Here is a 26,562-nt window from a genome sequence, read left to right as displayed (position 1 = left end):
GGCCCGAGGAGGGCGCCCGTAATCCCTGTGACGAGCGGGGGCGGGGCGGCATAGCGTGGGTGTCATGAGCCCAGATGTGCGCCCCGTCACCGAGCCCGAGATCGCCGACTGGCTGCGCGCCTGCAGGACCGGGTTCCTGCAGCCCCCGGTGGTGAGCGAGGAAATGGCCGCCGACCGGCTGCTGCACTTCGATCTGCCGCGGGTGCAGGGCGCCTTCGAGGCGGGCCGCTGCGTCGCGACGTACCGTTCCTACACCCAGCAGCTCACGGTCCCGGGCGGCGCCGCCGTACCGGCGAATGCCATCTCGAACGTCTCCGTCTCGCCGACGCACCGCCGGCGCGGCCTGCTGACCAGGATGATCACGGCGGATCTCGCGGCCGCGAAGGACCGCGGCGAGATCGTTTCGACGCTGATCGCGGCCGAGTTCCCGATCTACGGTCGGTACGGCTTCGGTCCCGCGGCCTGGTTCACGGAGTGGAGCGTCGACGTGGCGCGCACCGGGCTCGACCCGAGCTGGTCGGGCCCCGGGGAGGGCGGCCGGGTCGATCTGGCCGACGGCGAGGACGTCCGCAAGTTCGGCCCCGAGCTGTACGACCGCTTCCGTGCCGGCCGGGCCGGGGCGACCGACCGCGACGAGCGCTGGTGGCAGGTGAACACGGGTGCGGCCCAGGCGGGTCCGGAGCCCTGGAAGGAGCCGTTCTACGCGGTGTACCGGTCGGCTGCAGGTGAGGTGGAGGGCCTGGTGGTCTACCGGGCCGAGGACTCGGGCTGGTCGGATGCCGGGCAGCCGGACACGGTGCTGGCGGTCGAGAAGCTGATCGCCGTGTCGCCCGCCGCCGAGCGCGCCCTGTGGCAGTTCGTGTGCTCGGTGGACTGGGTCACCACGGTGAGGACGGGGCGACGGGCCCCGGACGATCTGCTTCCGTTGCTGCTGCCCGATCCGCGCGCCGCCCGGACCGTCACCTGCGCGGACTTCCTGTGGGTGCGGGTGCTGGACGTCGCACGGGCGCTGGAGGCACGTACCTACGACACCCCCGGCACGCTGGTGCTGGACGTGCACGACCCGCTGGGACTGGCGGGCGGCCGGTTCCGGCTGGAGGTGGCGCCAGGAGGCGCGGCGCGGTGTTCCCCGACCGGGCTGCCGGCCGATCTCTCCATGGACCTGGGGGCGTTGGGATCGCTGTACCTGGGGGACGAGTCGGTGCTGCGGCTGGTGGCGCTGGGACGGGTGACGGAGGATCGCGCGGACACGGCGGCCCTGGCGGACACGGTGTTCCGGGCACGGCGGCGGGCATGGTGTCCGGACATGTTCTGAGCACCGGACCGGGGCCGGGCGAGCCCGAGCGGGCCTGGGCGCGGTGTGCGCCGGGGCGGGACGGCGGGGGAGGCCGGGCGCACCGGGCGGGCGGCGGGACCGCCCGCCCGGCTTCATACCGAGGCGGAGTGCAGCAGCAGCGCCAGCACGACGCTGCCCACGCCGGTGCACGCGGCGTTCCTGGCGCGCAGACCGAAGCTGAGCAGTCCCAGGCCGATCGCGCCCATGAGGCCGAACCGCCACTGGACGAATTCCTCGAGGGCGAAGGCGATGAGTGGCATGGCAGGTCCCTCCTTGGGGTCGGGGAGGAGCGCAGTCGTCGAAGATCGGCCAACTCGGGGGTGTGCGGCCCCACTTCGACCATGTCTCGCGAGTTGGTGCCAACTCAATTGAAGTTGTCCCCACTTGGCAATGTCGACTAACCCGTGTTCGGTAACTCCCCATAACTCCGGAAGAGTTGTAGCGTCGAGTTGTGAACCACGAGAACGGCATGGTGAACGGAAGAAAGCCGACACATCACGACATTGCCGATGTGTTGCGTGGCCGGATCGACAGCGGTGCGCTCCGGCCCGGCGATCACATGCCCACGCAGTCCCAACTCGTCCAGGAGTTCGGCGTGGAGCGCGGCACCGTACGGCAGGCGCTCAGGCTTCTCCAGGAGGACGGCCTGCTGACCCATGTCACCCGCGGTGCTCCGGCGCGGATCGCCGAGCGCGCGGGCGGCTCGGGCGACGGCGAGGACATCCGGCCCCAGCCCACGATGGTCGCCCTGGCGCCGCAGCTGGCGAAGGCGTTCGCGGTGCCGGAGGTGCGCATAGACGCCCTGTGCCTCACGGCCGAGACGCTCATGCTGGCCCTGGCGGAACCGCTGCGGCTGATCCACGAGGGCCGGATCCGGCCCGAGTCGGTCGAGGTGCGGCTGCTGCTGCCCGACCGCAACATCGACCTCGCCTTCCCGACGTCCGTCGCCGACACGGACGAGGGCGACCTGATCCACCAGCGCTGGCTCGCGCAGCGCAACGCCCAGGGCATGGTGCTGCGCCACAATCTCCAGGCGCTGCGCGTCTCCCACGGTATCGACGTCACGGTCGCCTTCCGCGCGCTGCCGTTCACCCCGCCGGTGAAGCTCTACGTGCTCAACGGCAGCGAGGCCCTCTTCGCGTACTACACCGTGACCCGGCGGGAGGAGGAGATCGACGCGACCACCGTGGAGATGTTCGACACCCTCGGCACGCAGTCGCTCCTCTTCCCGTTCGATGCCGGCAACGGACCACGGGACACCGCTTTCGTGGAACAGTCGGGCATGTGGTTCGACGCACTGTGGAACACCATCGCCATGAACCTGACACTCTCTTGACTACTGATGCGGCACTCGACGAACAGGCGGCGCGCGTGGCGGAGACCATCGAGGATCTGATCAACGGGGCCGACCACGTCCTCTTCGACTTCGACGGCCCCATCTGCCGCCTCTTCGCCCGCCATCGGGCCGCAGGGGTCGCGGAGAGCCTGGTCGGCTGGCTGGACCGGCACGGCGGCGACGTGCGGCTCACGGACGAGCAGCGGGCCGCCGAGGACCCGCACGACGTACTGCGGGCGGTAGGCCGGCTGCACCCGGGCAGCGACGTGGTCGAGGGGCTGGAGCGGGAGCTCACCCGCCAGGAACTGCTCGCCACCAGGAGCGCCTGGCCGACCGCGCACGCGGACCCCTTGATCCGCACGTGGAGCGCGGTCGCGACCGGACTGGCCGTCGCCACGAACAACTCGCCCCGCGCGGCCGAGGAGTACCTCACCGGGCGCGGCCTGCGCGAGTGCTTCGCCCCCCATATCCACGGCCGGGCCCCGGACCTCGACCTCCTCAAGCCCGACCCGGACTGTGTGCTGCGGGCGCTGGACTCCCTCGGTGCGACCCCGGCAGCCGCCCTGATGATCGGCGACACGCCCTCGGACCTGCTGGCGGCGCGCGCCGCGGGCGTCAGCTTCCTCGGCTACGCCCAGGGCGCCGGCCGTGCGGCACGACTCCGCGCGGCCGGCGCCGCGGTGATCGTGGACTCGCTGGAACCGTTGCTCGCGATCGTCCGGCGCCGCCGCACCGGCTGAGGCCCGGGCGACCGGAACGGAGCCCGCCGCGGCGGCCACCACGCCCCCGGGCGCACGCGCGGGGTGCCGGGTAACTCACCCGCACGGGGGTATTCGAGGACGCCGTGGTGGGGCGGGGAGGCGCGTACGTGGGACGGGAGGGCCCGTGAGGCGGTAGCGTGCACTCCTCACTTCGGTACCACTGGGCAAGAGGGCCGCGGCCATGGGCGAACCGATGTCCGCCGCACGTCGGCGAGCCATCGCCCTGAGCCGTGACGAGAACCGGGTCGAGGGGCCCATCGAGGGCCATCACCACGAGACATATGTGATCCCCTTGCCGCCCGAGGTGGCCGGGGCCCTTGGCGTGGACGGCACGGTGCGCTGGAAGTGCCGTGAGCCCAAGCCGGGACTCCTCTGGTTCGACCGCAGGTGCTTCGCGTCCGAGGAGCGGCTGATCGGGGAACTTCGCGGACGGGTGGGCGGTGTGCCCGAGATCGTCGAGGTCGAGGGCGTTCCGCTGCAGCGATTCGTGGAGGGCGTCACACTCGGCGCGCGGTACGGACGCGAGGGGTGGCTGCCCTGGGAAGTCGTCGGGCAACTCCTGAGGCTTTTCGGCGAGTTGGTGGCGATCCGGCCGGCCGACCTGGACCTCGAACGAAACTGCCGCCCGGCCGACCGGCCTCGCGACGGAGACACCGCAGGCTTTCTGCGAGGACTGATCCGGTTCGTGGAGACCCGGGTCTATCTGGACAACGAGTCGGAGTACGGGGACCTCTTCGAGGCCCTGGGCGTCAAGGACGGCTCACTGCGTCGGCTCCGGGAGGATGCCGAAGGGCTGCGGAAGCGCCCCTTCTGCCTCCTGCACGGGGATCTCCATCGGGAGAACCTCGTCCTGGACGCCCATCGGACGCTCTGGACGATCGACTGGGAACTCGCCATCGCCGGCGATCCCCTCTACGACCTGGCCACCCATCTCCATCTGGCCGGCTACCCGGATCGGCAGGCCGTGGTGGTCGCCAGGAACTGGGCGCACCGGGTGGAGCGGGCCAGGCCGGGGGCCTCCCGGGGGTGGCGGCAGGACCTGAGGCTCCTGCTGGCCTTCAAGGAGGCCCAGTCGGTGTTCACGGACATCATCCGAACCGCACTGACCGTGCGCGGCCCGGACCCCGACACCGGCTCCGACACCGGCTCCGGCGCCGAGCGGGCACGGCTGGCGGAGGCGGCAGGCCGTCTGCACCGGGTCGTGCTGCGCGGCGCCGGTCCGCTCGGGCTGGGCTCCGTGCCCGAGCCGTGGCAGATCGCCGACGCCCTGCAAGCCTGGTCCAAGCGCCGCTCGCAGCCCGGCTCGTCCGCCACTTGAACAGCGCGGACCCGCCCACGGGCCCCACGGCCGGCGGTCCCGCGCACCACGCCGACGCGGTCCACGGCGGGTCGCGGCCCGGCCGGCCGACCGGGGCGAGCGCATCAGACACGGTCGGGCTCCCCGGCGGACTGGCCGGACTGACCGGACTGACCGGACTGACCGGGCTCGGGAGACTCCGGTGACTCGGGGGATTCGCCGGGACAGGGAGCCTCCTCCGTCGCCACGCCCCGCCCGGCGTCAGGGAGTCGGCAGAGCCGACGCACATCGCGTACGGGCAGCAGGGCCACGGTCACGGCGAGGATGCCGGCACAGCAGATCCACATCACGGGCGTCGTGCCGATGCGGTCGGCGACCGTCCCGGCCAGGACGTATGCGAGCGGTACGAGCGCGGTCTCACCACTCGTGGATACCGGCGGGGCCTCGGTCCGGGGCGAGTTCGAGCCATGCGCCCGAGGCCGCCGTGCCCCTCGGCGGTCAGCGCGCCGCGGCGTCGAGAACCGGGATCAACCGCTCCTCCTCGTAGGCGAGATGTGCTTCGAGTTCCGTGGTGAGCCGTCCGACTTCGGCCTGAACGAGTGCGGGCTCTGCGCCCTCCGCCGTGACGACGCGGCGCAGTTCGTCCAGGAGTGCCGCGATCCTCCCGTGCTCCTCGCGCAGCCGGTCGATGACCGGTGCCAGTTCCTCGTACCGTCCGGCGAGGAAGGGGAAGAGGGCGGTGTCCTCGCCGGTGTGGTGGTTGTGCAGGCCCTGGCAGAGGGTCAGGCAGTTGATCCGGAGCTGGGCGCCGAGCCGGGGACCGGACGCGGTGATCTCGGCACGGATCAGGGCGAGTTCGCGCCGAAAGGTGTCGTGGACCGCCTTGACGGCCTCGCCCATGGACGTGGTGCCCATGCTCGGCGGCCCGTTCTCGACCGACTCGAGCGCGACGACGGGGATCACGCGCTCGGTCTTCGCCTGGTACTCGGCCCAACCGGGATCAGCCTCCACGGCGCGGGCGAAGGCGCGGTCGCGCTCCGCACCGTCGAGCACCACGGCGTGCGCCTCGTAGGTGAAGACGCCGTCCTCGACGGTGAGCCGGGGGTTCGCGAGGATGTTGTGGTACCAGTCGGGGTGCTTGGGCGAGCCGCCGGCGGAGGCGATGACGAGAACGCGTTCGCCGCCGTCGGTGAGATATCCGACAGGGGTGGTGTGGGAGGCGCCCGATCGTGCCCCGGTGGTCGTGAGAAGGAGCAGCCGGGCTCCTTCGAAACAGCCTCCGACGCGCCCGCGGTTGGCGCGGAACTCATTGATGACCTGCTGGTTGAAATCGTTCGACATTATTCGCTTTCTGTTTGTGGCCTGCTGGGTGTTCCCGGTTTTCGGGCACGCCGAATTCACCCCTGGAGCGGCGCGTCGGGGCCCGCTCGGGGTGGTTGTCGAATGGCGCGTCATACGCGGATGCCGCGGAGGAGTACGAAGGGCGCGAGGCGTACGGGCGCGCGAGCCACGTGATACGTACGGGCACGGTGCGTGCGTCATGCGTACGGGTTGCGGGCGGGCACGTCCGGGGCGGAGGCGCACGCCGGTGTACGGGCCCGGCGGCCGCGCGGGCCTACGCGCGTGTGCACGGGCACACGGAACGGCTCGGTGTGCGCATCGTTTCCGAGAACGGCGTGGATGACACTTGCCGCGGAAAACGGAAAACGGAAAACGGAAAAGGCGGGCCTCTTGCCCGCCTCGGCGTCACGTCGAGGCCGGGTGCCCTACTCGTTCGTGGCCCATGGCCGACCCGGCAGTCACGCGCTCAATTTAATGCCCGACAGGCGTGCGGGCAACACCGATGTCCGGTCCGCGAAATGGAATGCGGCCGGGGCCGGGACGTCAGGTGGAACACTTTCGGCCGCCGGCGTCCCGGCATCGCCTCAGGGCCGTCCCGGCATCGCCGTCGCCCGCGCCGGGCAGGGTCCTTCGAGGGCGTGTCAGACTTCCCCATGACCACGGAGACGATCAACGCGGCGGCGGCCGGCACCTGGGAACTCGGCGACCTCACGGTCAACAGGCTCGGATTCGGCGCGATGCGCCTGACGTCGAACGCCGACGGCACCCCGAGCGACCGGAGCCGCGCGATCGCCGTGTTGCGTCGCGCGGTCGAGCTCGGCGTGAACCACATCGACACGGCCGCCTTCTACTTCTCGTCGCTGCGGTCTGCCAACGAGTTGATCAACGCAGCGCTCGCACCGTACGCCGACGACCTCGTCATCGCCACCAAGGTGTGGGCCGGGCGGGACGCGTCCGGCGACTGGACCTGGGCCTCGCCGGTCCAACTCCGCGGCCAGGTGGAGGAGAACCTCCGCCAGCTCGGGCGCGACCGTCTCGACGTGGTCAACCTCCGTGTCCCGAGGAGCAAGGCGACCGGTTCCATCGCCGAGCACTTCGGCGCCCTGGCCGAGCTCAGGGAGGCCGGTCTCGTCCGCCACCTCGGCGTCTCCAACGTCTCCGCGGCCCAACTCGCCGAGGCGCGTGCGATCGCGCCGGTCGTCTGCGTCCAGAACGCCTGTGCCGTCGGCGTACGGGGCGAGGAGCTCGAACTCGTCCGTACGTGCGGTGAACAGGGCATCGCGTACGTACCGTTCTTCGCCATCGCGGGCCGCGGCCGGGAGGCGGGGGTCACCGGTACCGAGCTTGACCCCGTCCTCGCCGTCGCCCGCGCCCACGGCGTGAGCCCCGCACAGGTCCGTGTGGCCTGGACGCTCGGTCTCGGCCCGCACGTACTGTCGATCCCGGGCACGGGGGATCCGGCACATCTGGAGGAGAACGTCGCGGCGGGCGCGCTGCGCCTCAGCGAGGAGGACATGGCCGTCCTGTCGAGCGTCCCGAACGTCTAGTAGTGCTTCTCACGGGGGGCTCCGCCCCGTCGCACCGCCGGCACGCAAGCTCACCGCGTCGGCCAACGGCCTTGGGCCGCTCCTCCGCGAGGGCTTGCGGCCGCCCGTTGACCGCACGCACCGGACCCGCTCCTGACGGGCCGGCACCGGCGCTCCTCGACCGCCGCTCATGCGGAACCGGCAGGTGATGGCGCCGGGCGGTGCGCGGACGGCGCCCGGCGCGCTGCACAGGCGACTCAGGTGCGGCGAGCCATGAGGAACGCCTGTCGACCCTGCCGGGGCCGCTCCCGCTCGTCGGGCTCCCGCACCAGGGTGGCCTCCACTTCGAGCCCTGCCGCGGCCACCATGGCGGCGACCCGGTCCGGGGGCGTCCAGTAGACGTCGAGCGACAGTTCGTGCCCGTACGCGCGTTCCAGATGCCGGCGTTCGTCACCCGCCTTGAAGGCGAGCAGCAGCCGACCGTCCGGGGCCAGCGCCCTCCGGAACTCGGCGAGGACCTCCGGCAGCGCCTCGGGTGGAGTGTGCACGGTCGAGTACCAGGCCACGATCCCGCCGAGCGCGCCGTCCACCGACCCGAGCGCGGTCATGTCCCCCACCTCGAACCGCAGACCGGGGTGCGCCCGCCGGGCGACCGCGATCATCTCGGGCGACAGATCGACCCCGAACACGTCCAAGCCGAGCCCGGCCAGATATGCCGCGATCCGCCCTGGCCCGCATCCGGCGTCGGCCACGGGCCCCGCCCCCGCCGCCCTCACCACCTCGGCGAACGCCCCGAGCATGGCACGGTCCAGAGGCTTCGCCGCCAACTCCTCCCGCACCAGCTCCTCGTAGTCGACGGCGACGGTGTCGTAGGCGAGCCGGGTGGAGCGCACATGGAGCGATTCGGTGAGCGGCATGGCAGAACGCTAGCCCCGCCCCGTGGGCCGGCCCGCCCTGCCCCTCGAGGCGTCCCCGCCCCGTCCCTCGGGTCGACCCGACGGGAACCGGCCCGCAGCCGGCCCGGGGAGCGCCCGCCCCTGCGGCAGGAGTGGACGTGGCGCCTCGGGCGGCGGGTGCAGCCCGTGCGCATCCGGTACCCGCCGCCCTGATCGCCCGCCCGCTTGTGCTCCTACTTGGCGCGCGGCTGGTTGAACCGGAGCATGTTCCCGGCCGGGTCGCGGAAGGCGCAGTCGCGGACGCCGTACGGCTGGTCCATGGGCTCCTGCAGCACCTCGGCGCCCGCGGCGCGGATCCGCTCGAACGTGGCGTCGACGTCGTCGGTCCGGAAGATGACGCCGCGCAGCATGCCCTTGGCCAGCAGTTCGGCCACCGCCTGGCGGTCGGCGTCCGTGGCGTTCGGGTCCGCGAGCGGCGGTTCGAGGACGATCTCCACGTCCGGCTGCGCGGGCGAACCCACGGTCACCCAGCGCATGCCCTCGAACCCGACGTCGTTGCGCACCTCCAGGCCGAGCGCGTCGCGGTAGAAGGCGAGCGCCTTGTCGTGGTCGTCGACGGCGATGAAGCACTGTGAAAGCTTGATGTCCATGCCCGTCACGCTACGGACCGGCGGGGCCGCTCGCTTCTCCGTTCCTGACCGGCCTGGTGTGGATCTTCGCTATGCAGGCCGGGATGACCGATCCGTGGTCGTGGTCGCGGGCCCGGTACGCACTGGGGCTCTCGCCGACCAGTTCGGTGAACCGCGAGCTGAAGGAGCCCAGCGAGGTGCAGCCGACCTCCATGCACACCTCCGTCACGGACAGGTCTCCACGCCGAAGCAGCGCCTTGGCCCGTTCGATCCGGCGGGTCATGAGATAGCTGTAGGGCGTCTCGCCGTAGGCGGCCCGGAAGCTGCGCGAGAAGTGCCCCGCCGACATGAGGGCGATGCGTGCGAGCGCCGGTACGTCCAGGGGCTGTGCGTAGTCGCGGTCCATGGCGTCACGGGCCCGGCGCAGCCTGGCGAGGTCGGAGAGGGGTACACGGGACACAGTGGACACCGTACCGACCGCATGGAAGCCGAAAGCCGTGTGCACGCGTGATCGAACCCCGTAAGGGCCCCGCACACAGTGGGACTGTCCCGTCTCGGCCGACAGCCGCGTCCGGTTCCTACTCGGCCGCCCGGGTGATCGAGCGCACTTTTGCAAGCACGTGCTTGCAAAAGTTAGCGCCGATGGCGCACCATCGACACCATGGCATCCCTCAATGTCGGCAGTCTCGGTGACTATCTCCGCGAGCAGCGGCGCAACGCGCAGCTGTCGCTGCGGCAGCTCGCCGACGCCGCCGGGGTGTCCAATCCGTATCTGAGCCAGATCGAGCGCGGGCTGCGCAAGCCGAGCGCCGAGGTGCTGCAGCAGGTCGCCAAGGCGCTGCGGATCTCCGCCGAGACGCTGTACGTCCGGGCCGGGATCCTCGACGAGCGCGAACGTGACGAGCTGGAGACGCGGGCGGTCATCCTGGCCGATCCCTCGATCAACGAGCGGCAGAAGCAGGTGCTGCTGCAGATCTACGAATCGTTCCGCAAGGAGAACGGCTTCGGCGCCGATACGGATAAGGACACCTCTGAGGACGGCCCCCGCACGGCCGCAGGAAGTGGTGCCGACCAACCCTCATCACCCGAAGTCTGAACCGACGAATCTGCGATCCGGGAGGACCACAGTCATGGCCATCACCGATGACCTGCGCAAGACCCTCACCGACCCGACCCCCCTCTACTTCGCGGCCGGCACGGCCGACCTGGCCGTGCAGCAGGCGAAGAAGGTGCCCGCGCTGATCGACCAGCTGCGCGCCGAGGCGCCCGCCCGTATCGACGCCGTGCGGGAGACCGACCCGAAGGCCGTGCAGGCGAAGGTGGTCGCTCAGGCCCGGGAGGCCCAGGCCACCGTGCAGGCCAAGGTGACCGAGGTCCTCGGGAACCTGGACACCGATCTGAAGAAGCTCGGTGAGAACGCGCAGGACCTGGCGCTGCGCGGTGTGGGCGTGGCCGCGGAGTACGCGGTCCGGGCCCGTGAGACCTACGAGAAGGTCGCCGAGCACGGTGAGCAGGCCGTGAAGTCGTGGCGCGGCGAGGCCGCGGAGGAGATCGCGGAGATCGCCGTCGCAGTGGAGCCCAAGGCGGAGCCGAAGCCCAAGGCCGAGGCGCCGAAGGCCGCCAATGGAGCGGCGAAGCCCCAGGCGGGCCCGAAGCCCGCGGCCAGGGTCGAGGACAAGAAGCCGGCGCCGCCGGCCGCCCGCAAGCCCGCGCCCCGCAAGCCCGTGGCGAAGAAGTCCACCAGCCCGCAGGCCGGGAAGTAGCGGTACGGCCCCACGCGCTGCCTCGCGGCCGCGGGCGGGGCGCACATTCCACGGGCCGGGCACCTTCGAGGTTCCCGGCCCGTTGTGCGGGTACGTTGGCCTTGTCCTGGCCGTACCGTGGTCGTGACACGTTTCAACCCACTAGGCGGTGCACAGCATGTTGCTCGAGGGATTCGGCACGATTCTCTGGCTGCTCAATCTGGCCATGCTCGTCCTCGCCGTGGTCGCGCTGGGGTTCGCCGCCTTCGCCCGTGAGGACGCGTACCGTGCGGCCGGCAAGCAGTCGAAGATGTTCTGGCTGATCCTGCTCGGTGTCACGGTCGCCGTGAACGTGATCGTGCCGATGCTGTTCCTGCAGATCGCCGGGCTGATCGCGACGATCGTCTTCATGGTCGACGTCCGCCCCGCGCTCCAGCAGGTGTCCGGTGGCGGCCGGCGCGGCGGCTCCAGCAGCGACGGGCCGTACGGCCCCTACAACGGCGGACGGTAGGGCGGTCGGGGCGTCCGTCCAGGGCACTCCCGACGGACTCCCCCACGCTCGCCGTACTCCACCCGGGGGCTCCGTGCTCGTCCGTGTCCACGGAAGGCGATCGGGTCCGCGGCGCCCGGCGGGACCACCCACGTCACGTGGGGCGACACGGGCGCTCGGAGCGCCCGAGGCGGACGCCCACGGCCCGGAGGCCGCCCCCGGCCGGGCGTCAGCCGTGTGCCCGGTCGCGGTCCAGCAGCAGCACGGCCACGTCGTCGGTGAGGTCGCCGCCGTTGAGCTCGCGCACCTCCGCCACCGCGGCCTCCAGCAGAGCCTCGCCGCTGAGCCCGGCCGCGAGCTGCCGGTTGATCATGTCGACCATGCCGTCCTGGCCGAGCCGGTCGCCGCCCGGTGCGGTCCGGCCCTCGATCAGGCCGTCCGTGTACATCATCAGGCTCCAGGCGGCGCCCAGCTCCACCTGACGGCGTGGCCAGCGGGCGCGCGGCAGCAGGCCCAGGGCCGGGCCGCCGTCCTCGTACGGGAGCAGCCGCGCGGGCCGGCCCCTGCGGACGATGAGCGGGGAGGGGTGCCCGGCCAGGCACAGTCCCGCACGCCGGCCGTCAGGAGCGATGTCGACCGTGCACAGGGTCGCGAAGATCTCGTCGCTCTCGCGCTCGTGCTCCAGAACCTGCTGGAGCGTGGAGAGCAGTTCGTCCCCGCACATCCCGGCGAATGTCAGCGCCCGCCAGGCGATGCGCAGCTCCACGCCCAGGGCGGCCTCGTCGGGGCCGTGGCCGCAGACGTCGCCGATCATCGCGTGGACCGTGCCGTCCGGGGTGCGGACCGTGTCGTAGAAGTCACCGCCGAGCAGGGCGCGCGAGCGTCCGGGGCGGTAGCGGGCCGCGAACCGCAGATCGCTGCCCTGTAGTAGGGGGGTGGGCAGCAGCCCCCGCTCCAGCCGGGCGTTCTCCTGTGCCCGCAGCCGCGACTCGGCGAGCTTCACCTGGGCGCTGTCGGCGCGCTTGCGCTCGACGGCGTAGCGGATGGCCCGGCTGAGGACCCGTCCGTCCAGCTCGTCACGGTGCAGGAAGTCCTGTGCCCCGACCCGTACGGCCTCGGCGGCGCGCTCGGCGTCGGCGTCCGCGGTCAGCGCCAGCACCGCGTGCTTGGGTGCGATGCGCAGGACGTGCCGCAGCACGGCGAGCTCGTCGCCCTCGGCGCGGTCGCGGGCGGAACCGGGCAGCGCGAGGTCGACGAGGATGCAGTGGACGTCGTCCGTGAGGAGCCGCTCGGCCTCGGTGAGGTTGCGGGCGGTGCGGATGCGGACCCGCGTACCGGCGGCACCGAGCAGTTCGGGGACGGTGAAGGTGCCCGCCGGGTCGTCCTCGATGACGAGGAGCGTGAGGTCGCCCCCGCCCGCGGACTCCGAGACGGGGTCGGTGGCGACGGGACCCGAGGTGACGGGCGCTGCGGCGATGGAGCCTACGGTGACTGGTGAGCCGGTCCGCTGGCGCGGAACGGGTACGGGCATCGGTGTGTTTTCCTTCCCTCCCCCCGAGGGCGCGGTGGGTCGACGAACGACGTCCCACCAGACCGGGACCATAGCGGTAGCGGGGGGTGCGGGGGAATGGCGTTCCGGGAGGAGTGGGTGGCATATGCCGCGCATCAGGGCGTAGTTGCTCCACGGCTGATGACGAACGTCACGCGGTGCAGGTGAGCCGGGTCACGCAACTCCCGCGTGACCCGGCTCACTCCGTCCTTTTTGTTGTGGTTCCGCTCACTTGTCCGGGCGGACGACCCCGAGGATCGCCATCGAGCCCGCACCCGCCAGCGTCACGTTCCGCCCGGGACGGGGCGCGTGGACGATTGCGCCGTCGCCCACGTACATCCCCACGTGGCTGGCGTCCGCGTGGTAGATGATCAGGTCGCCCGGCCGCATGTCCTTGATGTCGATGCGCGGCAGCAACCGCCACTGCTCCTGCGAGGTGCGCGGGATGCCGCGCCCGGCGGCCGCCCAGGCCTGCGAGGTCAGTCCGGAGCAGTCGTAGGAGCCCGGTCCCTCCGCACCCCATACGTACGGTTTGCCGATCTGCTCGGTCGCGAAGGCGACCGCGGCCTTGCCCTGCTCGCTCGCGCGGCCGTCGATCTCCTTGAGGACGCCGGAACTGAGCCAGGCCGTCTGGGCCCGGTGCGCGGCTTCCTGCTCCAGCTTCCGCAGTCGCGCCAGCTCCTCCTTCTGGAGCCGTGCCTCTATCTGCCGGGCTGCGGCGATCTGTTTGTTGATCTCCTTCTTGTGCTTCTCCTTCTTGACCCGGTTCGCCTCCAGCAGCGCCCACTGGGCGCTGGCCTCCTTGCTGTAGGTCCGCAAGTCGGCCTGGGTGCGGTTGAGTTCGCCGAGGAGGTCCTTCGTCGCCTTGCCGCCCGCCTTGATGCGTCCGGCGGCGTCGAGGAAGAGCTGCGGGTCGTCGGTGAGGACCAACTGCGCCTCGGGCGGCAGTCCGCCGCCCCGGTACTGGGCGCGGGCCGTGGCGCCGGCCCGGTCCTTGAGGTCGTCGATCCTGGCCTGCCCCTTGGCGATCTCCTGGGCCAGTTTCACGATCTGCGCCGACTGCCGGTCGGCCTGCTCCTCGGCCAGGTTGTACGCGTCCGTGGCCGAAGCGGCCCTGCGGTAGAGCTCGTCGAGTTCCTTGCGCACCTCTTCGAGGCTCTTCCCGGGAGGCTCGGGCGGCTGGGGCGCGGCGAGGGCCTGGCCCGGCGCTGCCAGCAGCGTCACGGCGCTCACCACCGTGATGGCGGCTGCGTAAAGGCGTCGGTTCACAAGTCCCCCTCCGGACAACGCCAGACGACTCTCGTCCCTCTAAAAATGATTAACCGTCAGTAACTTACGGCTTTCGACGCGATGGTGCCATGACCCGCGCCAAAGCGACAGGGCCAGGCCGTCCCGGTCCCGTCTGTCACCCGTCCGCAGTCCGGGTCGTCACCCTTCACGCGCCCCCCTGCTCCTGCGGATGGACCAGCCGTGGATCACTTCCACCCCTCCGACGAACGAACCACGGGCCGCGTTCCCGATCCGGACAGGGCGTTCCGGGGTGCGCCTCCGCGCCCGGCGCCTGCGCCCCGCGCCCCGCTTGGTAGTACGGCCCCCACGCCCCGCTTGGTAGTACGGCCCCCGCGCCCCGCTCGGGAGGCGCGGTACGCGGCGCGTTGCCCGTGCCCGGTCACCGCCCATGGCCCTCCCAAGTCCCGCTCATGGCGCATTCCGGCAGTGACTCCGTTCCGGCAGTGCTCCCTGCATCGGCCGGGTCCCGTGGGTCGCCGGAAGTCCGTTCCCCCAGTGCCTCGCCCGCCGAGGAGCCCCGCTCAGACGGAACGGGGCGCCAGTGCCGACCACTTGACGGTCACCTCGCCCTGCCGCCATCGCCGCCGCCCGTCCGTCCGGACGTCCGTCAGCGGCCAGTCCGCGGCCAGCAGACGCACCGCCCTGATCCAGCGCTGCCGCGCGCCGAGCGAGGCGTACGGCGCGGCGGCCGCCCACGCCCGGTCGAAGTCCCGCAGGAACGCGTGGACCGGCTCGCCCGGCACATTGCGGTGGATCAGCGCCTTGGGAAGCCGTTCGGCGAGGTCTGAAGGCCGTTCCAGCGAGCCGAGGCGGGTGGCGAGGGTGACCGTCCGCGGGCCCTCCGGGTCGAGCGCCACCCACACGTGCCGGCGGCCGATCTCGTCACATGTCCCCTCGACCAGCAGGCCGCCGGGGGCGAGGCGCGCGCACAGCCGCTGCCACACCTCGGCGACCTGCTCCTCGTCGTACTGGCGGAGCACGTTCGCCGCCCTGATGACCAGCGGGCGGACGGGGCCGGGCAGCGGAACCTCGAAACCCCCGTGCACGAAGCTCAGCCCGTCCCGCGTGTACGGACGGGCCGCTTCCACCCGGGCGGGCTCGATCTCCACGCCCACGACCCGGGTGCGGGGTTCCGCGGCGCGGAGCCGCTGCAGCAGTTCCACCGCGGTCCAGGGGGCCGCCCCGTAGCCGAGGTCCACGGCGACCGGCGCGGCGGCCGAACGGCGCAGCGCCGGTCCGTGCACGGCGGCGATCCAGCGGTCCATGCGGCGCAGCCGGTTCGGATTGGTGGTGCCGCGCGTCACCGCGCCCACGGGGCGGGAGGAGGGCGTCACGGGGCGCGGGGACATGTACACGAGGGTAAGCCGGAGGAAGGCCGGCGCCGCCGCGGCGGGTGCGGGTCGGGGGCGGACGGCCCGTGCCGGTCGCGGTGGGGCGGACAGTCGTGACCGAGGTCGTGGACGGCCGAGACCGGGCGGTGCCGTCGTCCCCTCCCGGTGCCGGTGCGGACCGCCCTCCAGGGCCGGGCGGCTGCCCTCCCGGGCGGGGACCCGGTGCGGGGGCCCACCCTCCCCGGCGCCGGAGTGCCGCTCGCCTTGGCCCTCCGGGACGCCGGTTGCCGGACGGCCGTGGCCTTGCGTCCCCCGTCGGCCGTCGGCCGTCCCCCGTTCCCCGTCGGCCGTCGACGTCCTCGGCAACGATTGGGCAAAGCGGGAGGCGGACAGGAAATGAAAGAGACGGTTCCGCTGTTGACCGGGTTCGGAGGGCCGTGGTTGTCCCCTGTCCGCCATGCCCGAGCACCAAGAGCCGAGAGGACCGTCCCCGTGAGCCAGTACGTGTCCCGGCTCGCCGGCGCCCTGGCGGCGCCGCCCCGGCTGCGGCTGCCCGGCCACCACCGAAGGCCGCGCCGGGTCGCCATGCTCAGCGTGCACACCTCGCCCCTGCACCAGCCGGGCACCGGCGACGCGGGCGGGATGAACGTCTACATCGTGGAGCTGGCCAGGCGGCTGGCGGCCATCGGCGTGGAGGTCGAGATCTTCACCCGCGCCACCACGGGAGGACTGCCGGGGACCGTCGAGCTGGCGCCGGGCGTGCTGGTCCGGCACGTGGACGCCGGTCCTTACGAGGGGCTGGCGAAGGAGGACCTGCCGGCGCAGCTGTGCGCTTTCACGCACGGTGTGATGCGGGCGTGGGCGGGCCACCGGCCGGGCCACTACGACCTCGTCCACTCCCACTACTGGCTGTCCGGCCACGTCGGCTGGCTGGCCGCCGAACGCTGGGGCGTCCCCCTCGTCCACGCCATGCACACCATGGCCAAGGTCAAGAACGCCGCGCTCGCCGACGGCGACACCCCCGAGCCCGCCGCCCGCGTGATCGGCGAGACGCAGATCGTGGACGCCGCCGACCGGCTGATCGCCAACACCGCGGAAGAGGCCGGCGAGCTGGTCCGGCACTACGGCGCCCGCCCCGCGAAGGTCGCCGTCGTCCACCCCGGCGTGAACCTCGACCGCTTCCGGGTCGCCGACGGCCGTTCGGCGGCGCGGGCCCGCCTGGGGCTGCCGCAGGACGCCGTGATCCCGCTGTTCGCCGGTCGCATCCAGCCGCTGAAGGCGCCCGACGTGCTGCTGAGAGCGGTCGCGCTGCTGCTTGCGGAGGACCCCTCGCTGCGGTCCCGCATGGTCGTGCCGATAGTGGGCGGCCCGAGCGGCAGCGGGCTGGCCAAGCCGGAAGGTCTGCAGAAGCTGGCGGCCCGGCTGGGCATCGCCGATGTGGTGCAGTTCCGGCCGCCGGTCGCCCAGGACCGGCTCGTGGACTGGTTCAGGGCGGCATCGGTCCTGGTCATGCCCTCGCACAGCGAGTCGTTCGGGCTGGTCGCCATAGAGGCGCAGGCGGCCGGCACGCCCGTCGTCGCCGCCGCGGTGGGCGGGCTCCCGGTGGCCGTGCGGGACGGCAGGACCGGCTTCCTCGTGTCCGGTCACGACCCCGCGGACTACGCGCGCGTGCTGCGCCGCTTCGTCGACGACCCCCGCCTGACGGGACGGATGGGCGCGGCAGCGGCCGCGCACGCCCGCGGCTTCGGCTGGGACTCGGCGGCCTCGGCCACCGCCGAGGTCTACACGGCCGCGATGCACGAGCACCGCCGTCGCGTACGCTCCCACCATGGCTGACGCTCGGCAGATCATCGAGGCGTACCTCAAGGACGCGGAACTTGAGTGGGAGTGCCCGGAGCCCGGCTCCTACGTCGTCACCCTCCCCGGCACGCGCAAGCTCGCCACGACCTGCTCCCTGCGCGTCGGCCGGCACACCCTGTCCGTCAACGCCTTCGTCATCCGCCACCCCGACGAGAACGAGGCCGGCGTCCACCGCTGGCTGCTGGAGCGCAACCTCAGGCTGTTCGGGGTGAGCTACGCGGTCGACCGGCTCGGTGACGTCTACCTCGTCGGCAGGCTTCCGCTGTCGGCGGTCGGCCCCGACGAGCTCGACAGGCTGCTCGGGACGGTCCTGGAGGCGGCGGACGGGGCGTTCAACTCCCTGCTGGAGCTCGGGTTCGCCGGAGCCATCCGCAAGGAGTACGCCTGGCGGGTCGCCCGCGGCGAGTCCACCCGAAACCTCGAGGCGTTCACGCATCTGACCCAGCGGGCCACGGACTGATCAAGCGGGCGCCGGCCGGCCACAGCGGCCCGGCCGCCCCGAAGAGCCCCCGCCGTGCCACCGGACCGAGTCCGGCCGGTGGCACGGCCTGCCCCAGCCCGACGAACCCGGGGCCGACAAACCCGGGGCCGGCGAGCCGCTCCTTTCGTTCAACCCCCGTTCGCCCTGCTGCACGCCCCGACCGTCGCGCCGCGGTCCGTTCCCCGCTCGCCGTGCTGGCCGCTCGCGATCGCGGGCCTGTCCGCCGGGTCCGTCAGGCACCGGCCTCCCCGACGGCCGCCGTGGTCACGCCCCCCGTGCCGGTGCCCGTGCCCTTGTCCTTGCCTGTGCCCGTGGTCGGGTGGGTCGCCCCGGCCCCGCCGCCCGCTCCACCGGAGTGCTCTGCCGACACCGGTTCCCCAGCCGGTACGAGGGCCGCAGCCGGTACGAGGGCCGCAGCCGGTACGAGGGCCGTCGCCGGTGCGGAGTCCGTCGGCGCGGGCCCGGCCGGTGCCGGTGCGGCCGTCACAGCGGAGGCCCCCCGCTCCCCGGTCGCCCCGGGTCCGTCCGGCAGTCCGCGCATCAGCAGCCAGTAGCCCAGCGCCGCCACGGTGCCGATGACCGCGCACGACGCCCACAGCCAGGCGGCGCCGAAGTGGTCGATGACGTAACCCGCCAGCAGCGGGGCGATCAGCGCCGCCGCCGACCAGGAGAGGGTGTGGACACCCTGGTAGCGGCCGCGGCCGTGCACCGGCGAGAGCCGGACCACCAGGCCCATCTGCGTGGGGGAGTTGACGATCTCGGCGAGCGTCCACACGACGACCGTCAGCGCGTAGAAGCCGAGCGAGCCGGCGAACGCGGTGAGACCGAAGCCGTACCCGGCGAGCAGGGCGGAGACGACGAGCAGGCGCTGGGGGTCGCGGTGCTCGATCAGGCGGGTGACCGGGATCTGGAGGGCGACGATGAGCACGCCGTTCAGGGCGATGACGAAGCCGTAGTCCGAGGGCGACCAGCCGTCCATGCCCATCGCCACCGGCAGGGCGACCGAACTCTGCATGAAGATGAGGGCGAGGAGGAAGGACAGCCCGACGACGCCCATGTAGCGCCCGTCGCGCAGCACGGAGCCGAGGCTGGTCCCGGGCTCCGCCTTCCCGGCCGTGGTGATGTGCTCAGGCCGGGACTCCGGCAGTTTGACGAAGACGACGACCGCACAGACGAGGGTGAGCGCGGCCTCGCCGAGGAAGCCGGCGAGGTAGCTGTACTCGGCGACGAGTCCGGCGCCGGCCGAGGAGATCGCGAAACCGAGGTTGATCGCCCAGTAGTTGAGGGAGAAGGCCCGCACCCGGTCCTCGGGCCTGACGATGTCCGCCATCATCGCCTGCACGGCAGGACGGGAGGCGTTGCTCGTCATGCCGACGAGACCGGCGACGGCGGCGATCGCCACCGGGTGCTCCATAAAGCCGAGCAGGGCCACGGAGGCGGCGGTCGAGGTCTGGGCGATCAGCAGGGTGGGCCGTCGCCCGAGCCGGTCGGCCATGACCCCGGCGCCCAGCGACGAGACGACGCCGCCGAGCCCGTGCAGGGCGGCGACGAGTCCGGCGTACGAGGCGGAGTAGCCGCGCTCCAGCGTGAGGTACAGGGCTGTGTAGGTGGCGACGAAGGCGCCGAGCCGGTTGACCAGGGTGCTGGTCCACAACCACCAGAACGCCCGGGGCAGACCCGAGACGCTCTCCTTCGCGGCCCGTTTGAGCGCGGTTACGTACATACGGGCATCCCCCGGAGTGATGTAAGTGGCCCTCTAGCGCACAGCAACTTACAAGTGGGCCGCTCCGGAAGGCCAGCGAATTGACGCCGGACGTCAATCGTCGGCCGTGAGGGGCGTCGATTAGGCTCGGCCCCATGGCCGACGCGATGTACAAGCTGATCCTCCTCCGCCACGGCGAGAGCGAGTGGAACGCGAAGAACCTGTTCACCGGCTGGGTGGACGTCAACCTCACCGAGAAGGGCGAGAAGGAGGCTGTCCGCGGCGGCGAGCTGCTGGAGGACGCCGGCCTGCTCCCCGACGTGGTGCACACCTCGCTCCAGAAGCGCGCCATCCGCACCGCCCAGCTCGCCCTGGAGTCCGCGGACCGCCACTGGATCCCGGTGCACCGCTCCTGGCGTCTGAACGAGCGCCACTACGGCGCCCTGCAGGGCAAGGACAAGGCGCAGACCCTCGCGGAGTTCGGCGAGGAGCAGTTCATGCTGTGGCGCCGCTCCTACGACGTCCCGCCGCCGCCGATCGACGACGACAACGAGTTCTCCCAGGCGCACGACGCCCGCTACGCGACGATCCCGCCGGAGCTGCGCCCGCGTACCGAGTGCCTCAAGGACGTCGTCGTCCGCATGCTTCCGTACTGGTACGACGCCATCGTCCCGGACCTGCTGACCGGCCGCACGGTCCTCGTCGCCGCCCACGGCAACAGCCTGCGCGCCCTGGTCAAGCACCTGGACGGCATCTCCGACACCGACATCGCGGGTCTGAACATCCCGACGGGCATCCCGCTGGCCTACGACCTGGACGCCGACTTCAAGCCGGTGAACCCCGGCGGCACCTACCTCGACCCGGAGGCCGCGGCCGCCGCGATCGAGGCGGTCAGGAATCAGGGCAAGAAGTAGCCCGACGGCACGAGGAGGCCCCCGACCCGCTGGTTCGGCGGTTTCCAGGAGTCGTCGCAATACGTGGTCGTGTTGATCAGGCCGCGAGCAGTCCACGCGGGCGCTCGGCTGGGGTTTCCCAGCCGCGCGTTCTGTGTTGACGGCGGTTGAGCCGGTCGGCCACCGCTGCGCGGTGCTCGGGGCTGGGGACGGACAGGTCGGCGCCCTCGGGGGAGTGCTGCCGCGGCAGTCCGTCGGTGTTCTTGCTCGACCGCGCTGCAGGGGGCGGCCGGGTCGCAGTAAGGGGGGCACTGTGCTTGATCAGGACTGGAACGACGACACCGACCACAGGTCGGCCGTGAGACGCGCACGGATCATGACGGCAATCGCCTTGGTCGTCGTCCTGCTGGTGACGGGGATCGGCATCGTCGCCGTCTTCGGTGTGTGGCTGTTCTTGGAGCTGGTCGAGATGCTCAGCCGGTAGCCGTGCCATAGCCGTACCGGTTCGAGCGGGAAACCACGAGGAACAACGGTCGTCGGCGGGCAAGCGGCAGCACAGCGGTGTCCGAGTGCCGCGGCGTCCGGGCCAACTGGCCTCGGTGCCGGGGCAGTCGGGGCGGGTGGCCGTGGTCCGGCGCGAACCGCGAGGGCGTTCTCTTTGACAGGTTCTCGTAGAGGGTGGACGCTGGAAATGCCCTGAAAGTCTGATTAATTCTTCATGGTCGGAGGTGCATGGGAATGCGCCGCAGGATCGTAGCCGCGTTGTCGGCAGGAGTCGCAGGGCTCGCACTCGGTGTGATGCCGGCAACCGGAGCGTACGCCGCGAGCCAGGTCACGGCTGATCGTGGATGTTCCGACTGGAGGGGCGGGGGCTGCGGTCACTACGACGACTACCGCGACTACCGGCACCACGATCGGTACTACGACCGGTACTACGACCGGTACTACGACAACTTCGACAGGAACTTCAACGACGTGGTGGTCATCCTCGTCGCCGCCAGGTGAGCACGGGCGAACAGCGTGAGCGGAGCAGCGAACCGCCCCCGCCCGGGGGCGTGTTCGTTGTTACCGTGCGCGCATGACCCTGCGCCTGGGGAAGATCACGCCGGACAACGTGGAAGCCGCGCTCGGGCTGCGCGTGCGGCCTGAGCAGGAGAGGAACGTCGAGCCGGTCGCGGTCTCGCTCGCCGAGGCGTACGCGTGGGGCGACACGGCCTGGCCGCGGCTGGTGTTCGACGGTGACCGGCTCGTGGGCTTCGTCATGGCGTTCCTCGACATGGCGTGGAACCCGGCCGCGGATCCCGAGGACCGGCGCAGCGGTCTGTGGCGGCTGAACATCGCCGCGGACGGACAGGGACGCGGGTACGGGCGTTTCGCCGTGGGTGCCGTCGCCGAGGAGATCGGGCGGCGCGGACGGGACCGGCTCTTCACGACCTGGGAGCCGGGGGAGGCCGGGCCCGGAGCGTTCTACCTGAAGCTGGGCTTCCGGACCACCGGAGAGACGAGCGGCGGCCAGACGGTGGGCGTTCTGGAGCCGGCTGCCAGGGCCTGAGCAGTCACCGGCCCCGGCATCGCGCTCCGCACCGGCCGCTCCGCATCGATCTGCCGTTCACCACGGGCTGCCGAGCGGCCCAGCGGCCGTTCGCCCCGGCAGGCCGATGGGCCCCGTCCGTGGGGACGGGGCCCATCGGGCGCACGGACGTTCAGCCGCACTGGCACGGCGCGCCCGACTGGCAGCCGCAGCCGCAGCCCGAGCCGCAGCCGCAGGCACCGAGCAACGGGAGCCGGCGCGGCTCCTGGGGCACTTCGACGGACACTTCCTGGCGCGGGTCGGTCATGGGGGAGTCGGCCATAGGATCCTCCTCAAGGCGCACCTTCGACGCCTCTTCCCATTGCATGCCCACTCGGCCCGGCGCATCAACGGCGCACGGAGGCCAAGCCGCCGGGGCCGTTCGTGCCCGCCCGGCCGGAGTGCCGCCCGGCGGAAGGCCCGGTCCGGTCGGCGTACCGCTCGCGCGCCGCGGCCCACAGGGCACCGAACTCGTCACGCGCTCCCGGCCGCGACGCCCCGTCGGTCGGTCATGCGCCGTCGACCCGGGTCTCCGGCTGCAGCTCGTCCGCGTGCTCGCCCGTGACCAGGTACACGACGCGCTTGGCCACGGCCACGGCGTGGTCGGCGTAGCGCTCGTAGTAGCGCCCGAGCAGCGTGACGTCGACCGCGGTCTCGATGCCGTGCTTCCAGCGGTCGTCGATCAGGTGCGTGAAGAGGGTGCGGTGCAGCAGGTCCATCTCGTCGTCGTCGTTCTCCAGCTGGAGCGCCAGGTCGACGTCCTTGGTGATGATGACCTCCGCTGCCTTCGCCATCAGGCGCTGCGCGAGCTGCCCCATCTCCAGGATGGTCGCGTGCAGGTCGCGCGGGACCGCCGAGTCCGGGAAGCGCAGCCGGGCGAGCTTGGCCACGTGCTGGGCCAGGTCGCCGGAGCGCTCCAGGTCCGCGCTCATCCGCAGCGAGGTCACCACGATGCGGAGGTCCGTCGCGACCGGCTGCTGGCGGGCGAGCAGGGCTATCGCCCGGGCCTCCAGGTCGTGCTGCAGATCGTCGACCTTCTGGTCCGCGGCGATCACACTCTCCGCGAGCTTGAGATCGGCGTCGAGCATGGCCGTGGTGGCGCGCCCGATCGCCGAGCCGACCAGCCTGGCCATCTCGACGAGGCCCTCGCCGATCGAGTCCAGTTCCTCGTGGTACGCGTCCCGCATGGGGTTCCCTCTCTTGAATGCGTCAGGGGGTCCGGGTGGGGCTGAACCCCCACGCTCCCACGTTCCGGCCGCAACGCGTCCGGATCCACCCTCCCAAGTGAACCGCTACCTTCCCCTCGGTGAACTCTGGGCGACGACTGTTCGAGGTGCCACTCGGATGGCTGGGAGAGCCGCGGCGAGCGTGCATAACCTGGATGCATGGACGTGAACGCGGCGGTCGCCGCATTGGCCGCGATCGCCGGGGTGTGCACCGGCGTGATCGCCATGCTGGCGTTCCGCTGGAGCGAGCGCGACCAGGCGAGACCCACTCGCAGCTCCCTGCACACGGACGCCGTCCTGCCGCCCGGCGTCGACACCGTGCTCTCCGTGCTGCGCTCGTCGGCGGTCGTGCTCGACGAGAGCGACTCCGTCGTCAAGGCGAGCTCGGCCGCGTATGCGCTGGGCCTGGTCAGGGGCGGGAAGCTGGCCGTGGAGCCGATGCTCCACATGGCCCGCGACACGCGCCGCGACGGTGAGATACGGCAGGTGGAACTCGACCTGCCGCGACGCGGCACCGGACGCGGCGAGGCGCTGGCCGTCTCCGCCAGGGTCGCACCGCTGGGCTCCCGGCTGGTGCTGCTCCTGGTGGAGGACCTCACCGAGGCCCGGCGCATAGAGGCGGTACGGCGCGACTTCGTCGCCAATGTGAGCCATGAGCTCAAGACGCCGGTCGGCGCGCTCTCCCTGCTCTCCGAGGCCGTCATGGACGCCTCCGACGACCCCGAGGCGGTCACCCGCTTCGCCGGCAGGATGCAGATCGAGGCGACCCGGCTCACCAACCTCGTACAGGAGCTCATCGACCTCTCCCGGGTGCAGAACGACGACCCGTTGGAGGACGCCGAGCCCGTACGCGTGGACGAACTGGTCGCGGAGGCCATCGACCGGTCCCGCCACACCGCGTCCACCAAGCAGATCACCATGGCCGTCGGGGGCACCGCCCGCGGCGACGGCACCGCCGGTCTGCATGTCTGGGGCAACCGGGGCCAGCTGGCGGCGGCCCTCGGCAATCTCGTCGAGAACGCCGTCAACTACTCCCCGGCCCGCACCCGCGTCGGCATCGCCGCACGCCGTGTCACCGCACCCGGCGGGGACCAGATCGAGATCGCCGTGACCGACCAGGGCATCGGCATCTCCGAGAAGGACCGCGAGCGGATCTTCGAACGCTTCTACCGCGTCGACCCCGCCCGCTCCCGCGCGACCGGCGGTACCGGTCTGGGCCTGGCCATCGTCAAGCACGTGGCCGCCTCGCACGGCGGGGAGGTCACGGTGTGGAGCACGGAAGGCCAGGGCTCCACCTTCACCCTGAGGTTGCCGGAGGCCGGCTCCGTCAGGGACCGTACGCACACACCGGGCGGCGACCACGCCGACGACGGACCATACGACTCCGATCCCGCTCCCGACTCCGATCCCGCTCCCGACTCCGGTCCGGATCCCGACGCCGCTTCCGCTCACCGGGCAGATCCCGGTGCGGAGCCGGGCCACCGCCGCGATCCGGACCCCGACTCCCCTTCCGGTCCTGATCTTCGGACCACACCACGCGAACCACTGCCTGCCCCGGAGGTCCTTCCGTGACCCGAGTGCTCGTCGTCGAGGACGAGGAATCCTTCAGCGACGCTCTTTCCTACATGCTCCGCAAGGAGGGCTTCGAGGTCGCCGTCGCGACCACCGGGCCCGAGGGGCTCGACGAGTTCGAGCGCAACGGAGCCGACCTCGTCCTGCTCGACCTGATGCTGCCGGGACTGCCCGGTACCGAGGTCTGCCGCCAGCTGCGCGGCCGGTCCAACGTCCCGGTCATCATGGTCACGGCCAAGGACAGCGAGATCGACAAGGTCGTCGGCCTGGAGATAGGGGCTGACGACTACGTGACGAAGCCCTTCTCCTCGCGGGAGCTGGTCGCCCGTATCCGGGCGGTCCTGCGCCGCCGCGGTGAGCCGGAGGAGGTCGCCCCGGCGGCACTGGAGGCCGGACCGGTGCGCATGGACGTCGACCGCCACGTCGTGACGGTGGCGGGCGGGAAGGTCGACCTCCCGCTGAAGGAGTTCGACCTCCTGGAGATGCTCCTGCGCAACGCGGGCCGCGTGCTGACCCGGATGCAGCTGATCGACCGCGTCTGGGGCGCGGACTACGTGGGCGACACCAAGACCCTCGACGTCCACGTCAAGCGCCTCCGCGCCAAGATCGAGCCGGACCCGGGCGCCCCGCGCTACCTGGTGACGGTGCGCGGTCTCGGCTACAAGTTCGAGCCGTAGCCGGGCCCCGACCGCGTACCCCGGCCACGCCGGGGTGCGGCGGCGTTCATGCGTGCGGGCGCCCCGGCCGCGCCCGGCAACCGCGAAGGCGGCCCCGCCAGGAACTGGCGGGGCCGCCTTCGTCCGCTCGGTGCGGCGCCGGGGTACGGCGCGCGGGTCGCCCGCCTCACGCGCCGTGCGCGACGGGTGTCAGTGACCCGCCTCCTGGGACGCGGAGGCGGAGTCCGACGGGGTCGGCTCGTCGCCGTGCTCGCCGCCCTCCGGCTCCCCGCTGTGCTCGCCGCTCTCGTCGTGCTCGCCCTCGTTCCCGTGGGCGCCGTCCGCCGGGGCCGAACCCGTCGGGCTGGCGGCCGGGGACGAGGCCGGGGGCTGGGGCAGGCTGGACGGCCCGTAGTCGCGGTAGTAGTCGGCGGCCGGGACGACGAAGGCGTCGATGGTGACGTCGCCGGTCTCGCTGAAGCGGAAGAGGATCCGCTGGACGTCGCCGAGCCGGCCCGCCTCGGTGCTGTTCTCGATGACGGCGGAGGGGTTGCCCTTGCCGCCCAGGACGACCGAGCCGCCGGGCGCCAGCGTGATCGGGCCGGAACCGGTGGCGGCGGACAGCTTCACCGTCGACTCGGCGCCCGGCAGCGTGACGGAGTCGAGCGTCTGCTCCTTGGTGCCGTCGTTGAACAGGGTGGCCGACACGGCGGCCTGGCCCTGGACGCCGGGCTGCGGCTGGGTGATCACCGTCGCGTTCTGGATCTTGATGTCGCCCACCGACGTCTCGGCGTTGTCCGGCCTGACGCCGAGCGTCTGCGCGTCGTTGCCCGCGGCGCATGCGGAGAGGGAGGCGATCGAGATCAGGAGGGCAGTCGCGGCGAGGGCGCCGCGTCGAAGGCTGCTGCTCACGGCGGCGGCATCTCCTAGGACGTACGGACGGGGTGAAGATCGGTCAGCGGGCCTAGGTTACCGACCCCCCGTCGGCGTCCCGCACCCGACCCGCCCCGACACGTCCGGGGCGCCCCGGACGCCCTCCCGCGTCCGGATCCGGACCATGCGCCGGGCCGGATTTCAT

At 72.0% G+C, this 26,562-nt stretch carries 28 protein-coding genes; 16 read left to right on the top strand and 12 right to left on the bottom strand.

The features are described 5' to 3' along the window. Positions 1-64 precede the first annotated feature (64 nt). Positions 65-1,315 (top strand): GNAT family N-acetyltransferase, encoded by a 1,251-nt coding sequence (locus AB0J10_RS23425; RefSeq protein WP_363064428.1) that lies wholly within the window; start codon positions 65-67, stop codon positions 1,313-1,315. Positions 1,316-1,428: 113 nt separating this feature from the next. Here AB0J10_RS23425 and AB0J10_RS23420 read toward each other — a convergent pair whose 3' ends face one another. Further along, positions 1,429-1,596: a hypothetical protein gene (locus AB0J10_RS23420; protein ID WP_269729668.1), complete on the bottom strand. Its 168-nt coding sequence runs from the start codon at positions 1,594-1,596 to the stop codon at positions 1,429-1,431. 209 nt (positions 1,597-1,805) lie between these two features. On the opposite strand from AB0J10_RS23420, the gene AB0J10_RS23415 reads away from it, so the two are divergent. The 3 genes from AB0J10_RS23415 (at position 1,806) to AB0J10_RS23405 (ending at position 4,751) form a co-directional block, all read left to right on the top strand. After that, complete coding sequence (locus tag AB0J10_RS23415; protein ID WP_363064471.1) at positions 1,806-2,672, top strand: GntR family transcriptional regulator; 867 nt, start codon at positions 1,806-1,808, stop codon at positions 2,670-2,672. After that, positions 2,669-3,412, top strand: a complete 744-nt coding sequence (locus tag AB0J10_RS23410; protein ID WP_363064427.1) for an HAD family hydrolase — start codon at positions 2,669-2,671, stop codon at positions 3,410-3,412. The genes AB0J10_RS23415 and AB0J10_RS23410 overlap by 4 nt, the downstream gene beginning before the upstream one ends. 202 nt (positions 3,413-3,614) lie before the next feature. Beyond that, complete coding sequence (locus AB0J10_RS23405) at positions 3,615-4,751, top strand: phosphotransferase (RefSeq protein ID WP_363064426.1); 1,137 nt, start codon at positions 3,615-3,617, stop codon at positions 4,749-4,751. Between the two features lie 477 nt (positions 4,752-5,228). Here AB0J10_RS23405 and AB0J10_RS23400 read toward each other — a convergent pair whose 3' ends face one another. Beyond that, positions 5,229-6,071, bottom strand: coding sequence for a nitroreductase/quinone reductase family protein (locus AB0J10_RS23400; protein WP_363064425.1), 843 nt, complete (start codon positions 6,069-6,071; stop codon positions 5,229-5,231). A 653-nt stretch (positions 6,072-6,724) separates the two neighbouring features. On the opposite strand from AB0J10_RS23400, the gene AB0J10_RS23395 reads away from it, so the two are divergent. Beyond that, positions 6,725-7,618: an oxidoreductase gene (locus tag AB0J10_RS23395; RefSeq protein WP_363064424.1), complete on the top strand. Its 894-nt coding sequence runs from the start codon at positions 6,725-6,727 to the stop codon at positions 7,616-7,618. Positions 7,619-7,854: 236 nt separating this feature from the next. Here AB0J10_RS23395 and AB0J10_RS23390 read toward each other — a convergent pair whose 3' ends face one another. The 3 genes from AB0J10_RS23390 to AB0J10_RS23380 form a co-directional block, all read right to left on the bottom strand. Continuing rightward, positions 7,855-8,514 carry a class I SAM-dependent methyltransferase gene (locus AB0J10_RS23390; protein ID WP_363064423.1) on the bottom strand — a complete coding sequence of 220 codons (660 nt, stop codon included), beginning with the start codon at positions 8,512-8,514 and terminating at the stop codon, positions 7,855-7,857. A 212-nt stretch (positions 8,515-8,726) separates the two neighbouring features. Further along, the gene (locus tag AB0J10_RS23385) at positions 8,727-9,143 is read right to left on the bottom strand and encodes a VOC family protein (RefSeq protein WP_363064422.1); all 417 of its coding nucleotides are present in this window, start codon (positions 9,141-9,143) and stop codon (positions 8,727-8,729) included. Positions 9,144-9,153: 10 nt separating this feature from the next. Continuing rightward, entirely contained in the window at positions 9,154-9,528 is a 375-nt protein-coding gene (locus AB0J10_RS23380) for a helix-turn-helix transcriptional regulator (protein WP_363064470.1), read from the bottom strand. A 255-nt stretch (positions 9,529-9,783) separates the two neighbouring features. Here AB0J10_RS23380 and AB0J10_RS23375 point away from each other — a divergent pair, with 255 nt between their 5' ends. The 3 genes from AB0J10_RS23375 to AB0J10_RS23365 all read left to right on the top strand — a co-directional run bounded on the left by AB0J10_RS23375 (position 9,784) and on the right by AB0J10_RS23365 (position 11,375). Continuing rightward, positions 9,784-10,218 (top strand): helix-turn-helix transcriptional regulator, encoded by a 435-nt coding sequence (locus AB0J10_RS23375; protein ID WP_138054488.1) that lies wholly within the window; start codon positions 9,784-9,786, stop codon positions 10,216-10,218. A 34-nt stretch (positions 10,219-10,252) separates the two neighbouring features. Continuing rightward, entirely contained in the window at positions 10,253-10,885 is a 633-nt protein-coding gene (locus AB0J10_RS23370) for a hypothetical protein (protein WP_363064421.1), read from the top strand. A gap of 157 nt (positions 10,886-11,042) precedes the next feature. Beyond that, entirely contained in the window at positions 11,043-11,375 is a 333-nt protein-coding gene (locus AB0J10_RS23365; protein WP_363064420.1) for a DUF2516 family protein, read from the top strand. A 208-nt stretch (positions 11,376-11,583) separates the two neighbouring features. Here AB0J10_RS23365 and AB0J10_RS23360 read toward each other — a convergent pair whose 3' ends face one another. From AB0J10_RS23360 to AB0J10_RS23350, 3 genes are all read right to left on the bottom strand, one after another. Further along, complete coding sequence (locus AB0J10_RS23360) at positions 11,584-12,885, bottom strand: fused response regulator/phosphatase (RefSeq protein WP_363064419.1); 1,302 nt, start codon at positions 12,883-12,885, stop codon at positions 11,584-11,586. Between the two features lie 246 nt (positions 12,886-13,131). Further along, entirely contained in the window at positions 13,132-14,172 is a 1,041-nt protein-coding gene (locus AB0J10_RS23355) for an NlpC/P60 family protein (protein ID WP_363064418.1), read from the bottom strand. A 542-nt stretch (positions 14,173-14,714) separates the two neighbouring features. Further along, entirely contained in the window at positions 14,715-15,542 is an 828-nt protein-coding gene (locus tag AB0J10_RS23350) for a class I SAM-dependent methyltransferase (RefSeq protein WP_363064417.1), read from the bottom strand. A gap of 474 nt (positions 15,543-16,016) precedes the next feature. Here AB0J10_RS23350 and mshA point away from each other — a divergent pair, with 474 nt between their 5' ends. Next, positions 16,017-17,360, top strand: a complete 1,344-nt coding sequence (gene mshA / locus AB0J10_RS23345) for a D-inositol-3-phosphate glycosyltransferase (RefSeq protein WP_363064416.1) — start codon at positions 16,017-16,019, stop codon at positions 17,358-17,360. Then, complete coding sequence (locus AB0J10_RS23340; RefSeq protein WP_363064415.1) at positions 17,353-17,844, top strand: YbjN domain-containing protein; 492 nt, start codon at positions 17,353-17,355, stop codon at positions 17,842-17,844. Before mshA ends, AB0J10_RS23340 begins: the two co-directional genes overlap by 8 nt. 253 nt (positions 17,845-18,097) lie before the next feature. Here AB0J10_RS23340 and AB0J10_RS23335 read toward each other — a convergent pair whose 3' ends face one another. Next, a complete protein-coding gene (locus AB0J10_RS23335; protein WP_363064414.1) occupies positions 18,098-19,588 on the bottom strand; it encodes an MFS transporter in 1,491 nt (496 codons plus the stop codon). Between the two features lie 134 nt (positions 19,589-19,722). Between AB0J10_RS23335 and AB0J10_RS23330 the strand changes: the two genes are divergently transcribed. From AB0J10_RS23330 to AB0J10_RS23315, 4 genes are all read left to right on the top strand, one after another. Beyond that, a complete protein-coding gene (locus AB0J10_RS23330) occupies positions 19,723-20,481 on the top strand; it encodes a phosphoglyceromutase (RefSeq protein WP_363064413.1) in 759 nt (252 codons plus the stop codon). Between the two features lie 292 nt (positions 20,482-20,773). Continuing rightward, positions 20,774-20,944: a hypothetical protein gene (locus AB0J10_RS23325; RefSeq protein WP_363064412.1), complete on the top strand. Its 171-nt coding sequence runs from the start codon at positions 20,774-20,776 to the stop codon at positions 20,942-20,944. Between the two features lie 314 nt (positions 20,945-21,258). Further along, positions 21,259-21,465: a hypothetical protein gene (locus AB0J10_RS23320; RefSeq protein WP_363064411.1), complete on the top strand. Its 207-nt coding sequence runs from the start codon at positions 21,259-21,261 to the stop codon at positions 21,463-21,465. Positions 21,466-21,538: 73 nt separating this feature from the next. After that, positions 21,539-22,012: a GNAT family N-acetyltransferase gene (locus tag AB0J10_RS23315; protein WP_363064410.1), complete on the top strand. Its 474-nt coding sequence runs from the start codon at positions 21,539-21,541 to the stop codon at positions 22,010-22,012. Between the two features lie 151 nt (positions 22,013-22,163). Here AB0J10_RS23315 and AB0J10_RS23310 read toward each other — a convergent pair whose 3' ends face one another. Both AB0J10_RS23310 and phoU read right to left on the bottom strand, forming a co-directional pair. After that, a complete protein-coding gene (locus AB0J10_RS23310; RefSeq protein WP_269729689.1) occupies positions 22,164-22,313 on the bottom strand; it encodes a hypothetical protein in 150 nt (49 codons plus the stop codon). A gap of 226 nt (positions 22,314-22,539) precedes the next feature. After that, positions 22,540-23,217 (bottom strand): phosphate signaling complex protein PhoU, encoded by a 678-nt coding sequence (gene phoU / locus AB0J10_RS23305; protein WP_269729690.1) that lies wholly within the window; start codon positions 23,215-23,217, stop codon positions 22,540-22,542. Between the two features lie 198 nt (positions 23,218-23,415). On the opposite strand from phoU, the gene AB0J10_RS23300 reads away from it, so the two are divergent. Together AB0J10_RS23300 and AB0J10_RS23295 are read left to right on the top strand one after the other, a co-directional pair. Continuing rightward, positions 23,416-24,828: an ATP-binding protein gene (locus AB0J10_RS23300; RefSeq protein ID WP_363064409.1), complete on the top strand. Its 1,413-nt coding sequence runs from the start codon at positions 23,416-23,418 to the stop codon at positions 24,826-24,828. Then, positions 24,825-25,505 (top strand): response regulator transcription factor, encoded by a 681-nt coding sequence (locus AB0J10_RS23295; RefSeq protein WP_064067557.1) that lies wholly within the window; start codon positions 24,825-24,827, stop codon positions 25,503-25,505. Before AB0J10_RS23300 ends, AB0J10_RS23295 begins: the two co-directional genes overlap by 4 nt. Before the next feature lie 189 nt (positions 25,506-25,694). On the opposite strand, the gene AB0J10_RS23290 is transcribed toward AB0J10_RS23295, so the two are convergent. Next, positions 25,695-26,396 (bottom strand): DUF461 domain-containing protein, encoded by a 702-nt coding sequence (locus tag AB0J10_RS23290; RefSeq protein ID WP_363064408.1) that lies wholly within the window; start codon positions 26,394-26,396, stop codon positions 25,695-25,697. Positions 26,397-26,562: the final 166 nt, after the last annotated feature.

It is taken from the genome of Streptomyces sp. NPDC049887 (assembly GCF_040656535.1).
Classification (GTDB): Bacteria; Actinomycetota; Actinomycetes; order Streptomycetales; family Streptomycetaceae; genus Streptomyces.
The sequence above is the reverse complement of the archived record's forward strand: the minus strand, read 5'-3'. Positions and strand labels throughout refer to the sequence as shown.

Bases quoted from the DNA above. Each gene is read 5' to 3' on its own strand.
- AB0J10_RS23330 (WP_363064413.1), top strand. From the start codon at position 19,723: ATGGCCGACGCGATGTACAAGCTGATCCTCCTCCGCCACGGCGAGAGC.
- AB0J10_RS23315 (WP_363064410.1), top strand. From the start codon at position 21,539: ATGACCCTGCGCCTGGGGAAGATCACGCCGGACAACGTGGAAGCCGCG.
- AB0J10_RS23405 (WP_363064426.1), top strand. From the start codon at position 3,615: ATGGGCGAACCGATGTCCGCCGCACGTCGGCGAGCCATCGCCCTGAGC.
- AB0J10_RS23310 (WP_269729689.1), bottom strand. From the start codon at position 22,313: ATGGCCGACTCCCCCATGACCGACCCGCGCCAGGAAGTGTCCGTCGAA.
- AB0J10_RS23425 (WP_363064428.1), top strand. From the start codon at position 65: ATGAGCCCAGATGTGCGCCCCGTCACCGAGCCCGAGATCGCCGACTGG.
- AB0J10_RS23370 (WP_363064421.1), top strand. From the start codon at position 10,253: ATGGCCATCACCGATGACCTGCGCAAGACCCTCACCGACCCGACCCCC.
- AB0J10_RS23420 (WP_269729668.1), bottom strand. From the start codon at position 1,596: ATGCCACTCATCGCCTTCGCCCTCGAGGAATTCGTCCAGTGGCGGTTC.
- AB0J10_RS23300 (WP_363064409.1), top strand. From the start codon at position 23,416: ATGGACGTGAACGCGGCGGTCGCCGCATTGGCCGCGATCGCCGGGGTG.
- AB0J10_RS23340 (WP_363064415.1), top strand. From the start codon at position 17,353: ATGGCTGACGCTCGGCAGATCATCGAGGCGTACCTCAAGGACGCGGAA.
- AB0J10_RS23320 (WP_363064411.1), top strand. From the start codon at position 21,259: ATGCCGGCAACCGGAGCGTACGCCGCGAGCCAGGTCACGGCTGATCGT.
- AB0J10_RS23400 (WP_363064425.1), bottom strand. From the start codon at position 6,071: ATGTCGAACGATTTCAACCAGCAGGTCATCAATGAGTTCCGCGCCAAC.
- AB0J10_RS23390 (WP_363064423.1), bottom strand. From the start codon at position 8,514: ATGCCGCTCACCGAATCGCTCCATGTGCGCTCCACCCGGCTCGCCTAC.
- AB0J10_RS23395 (WP_363064424.1), top strand. From the start codon at position 6,725: ATGACCACGGAGACGATCAACGCGGCGGCGGCCGGCACCTGGGAACTC.
- AB0J10_RS23350 (WP_363064417.1), bottom strand. From the start codon at position 15,542: ATGTCCCCGCGCCCCGTGACGCCCTCCTCCCGCCCCGTGGGCGCGGTG.
- AB0J10_RS23415 (WP_363064471.1), top strand. From the start codon at position 1,806: ATGGTGAACGGAAGAAAGCCGACACATCACGACATTGCCGATGTGTTG.
- AB0J10_RS23385 (WP_363064422.1), bottom strand. From the start codon at position 9,143: ATGGACATCAAGCTTTCACAGTGCTTCATCGCCGTCGACGACCACGAC.
- AB0J10_RS23335 (WP_363064414.1), bottom strand. From the start codon at position 19,588: ATGTACGTAACCGCGCTCAAACGGGCCGCGAAGGAGAGCGTCTCGGGT.
- AB0J10_RS23365 (WP_363064420.1), top strand. From the start codon at position 11,043: ATGTTGCTCGAGGGATTCGGCACGATTCTCTGGCTGCTCAATCTGGCC.
- AB0J10_RS23375 (WP_138054488.1), top strand. From the start codon at position 9,784: ATGGCATCCCTCAATGTCGGCAGTCTCGGTGACTATCTCCGCGAGCAG.
- AB0J10_RS23380 (WP_363064470.1), bottom strand. From the start codon at position 9,528: ATGGACCGCGACTACGCACAGCCCCTGGACGTACCGGCGCTCGCACGC.
- phoU (WP_269729690.1), bottom strand. From the start codon at position 23,217: ATGCGGGACGCGTACCACGAGGAACTGGACTCGATCGGCGAGGGCCTC.
- AB0J10_RS23360 (WP_363064419.1), bottom strand. From the start codon at position 12,885: ATGCCCGTACCCGTTCCGCGCCAGCGGACCGGCTCACCAGTCACCGTA.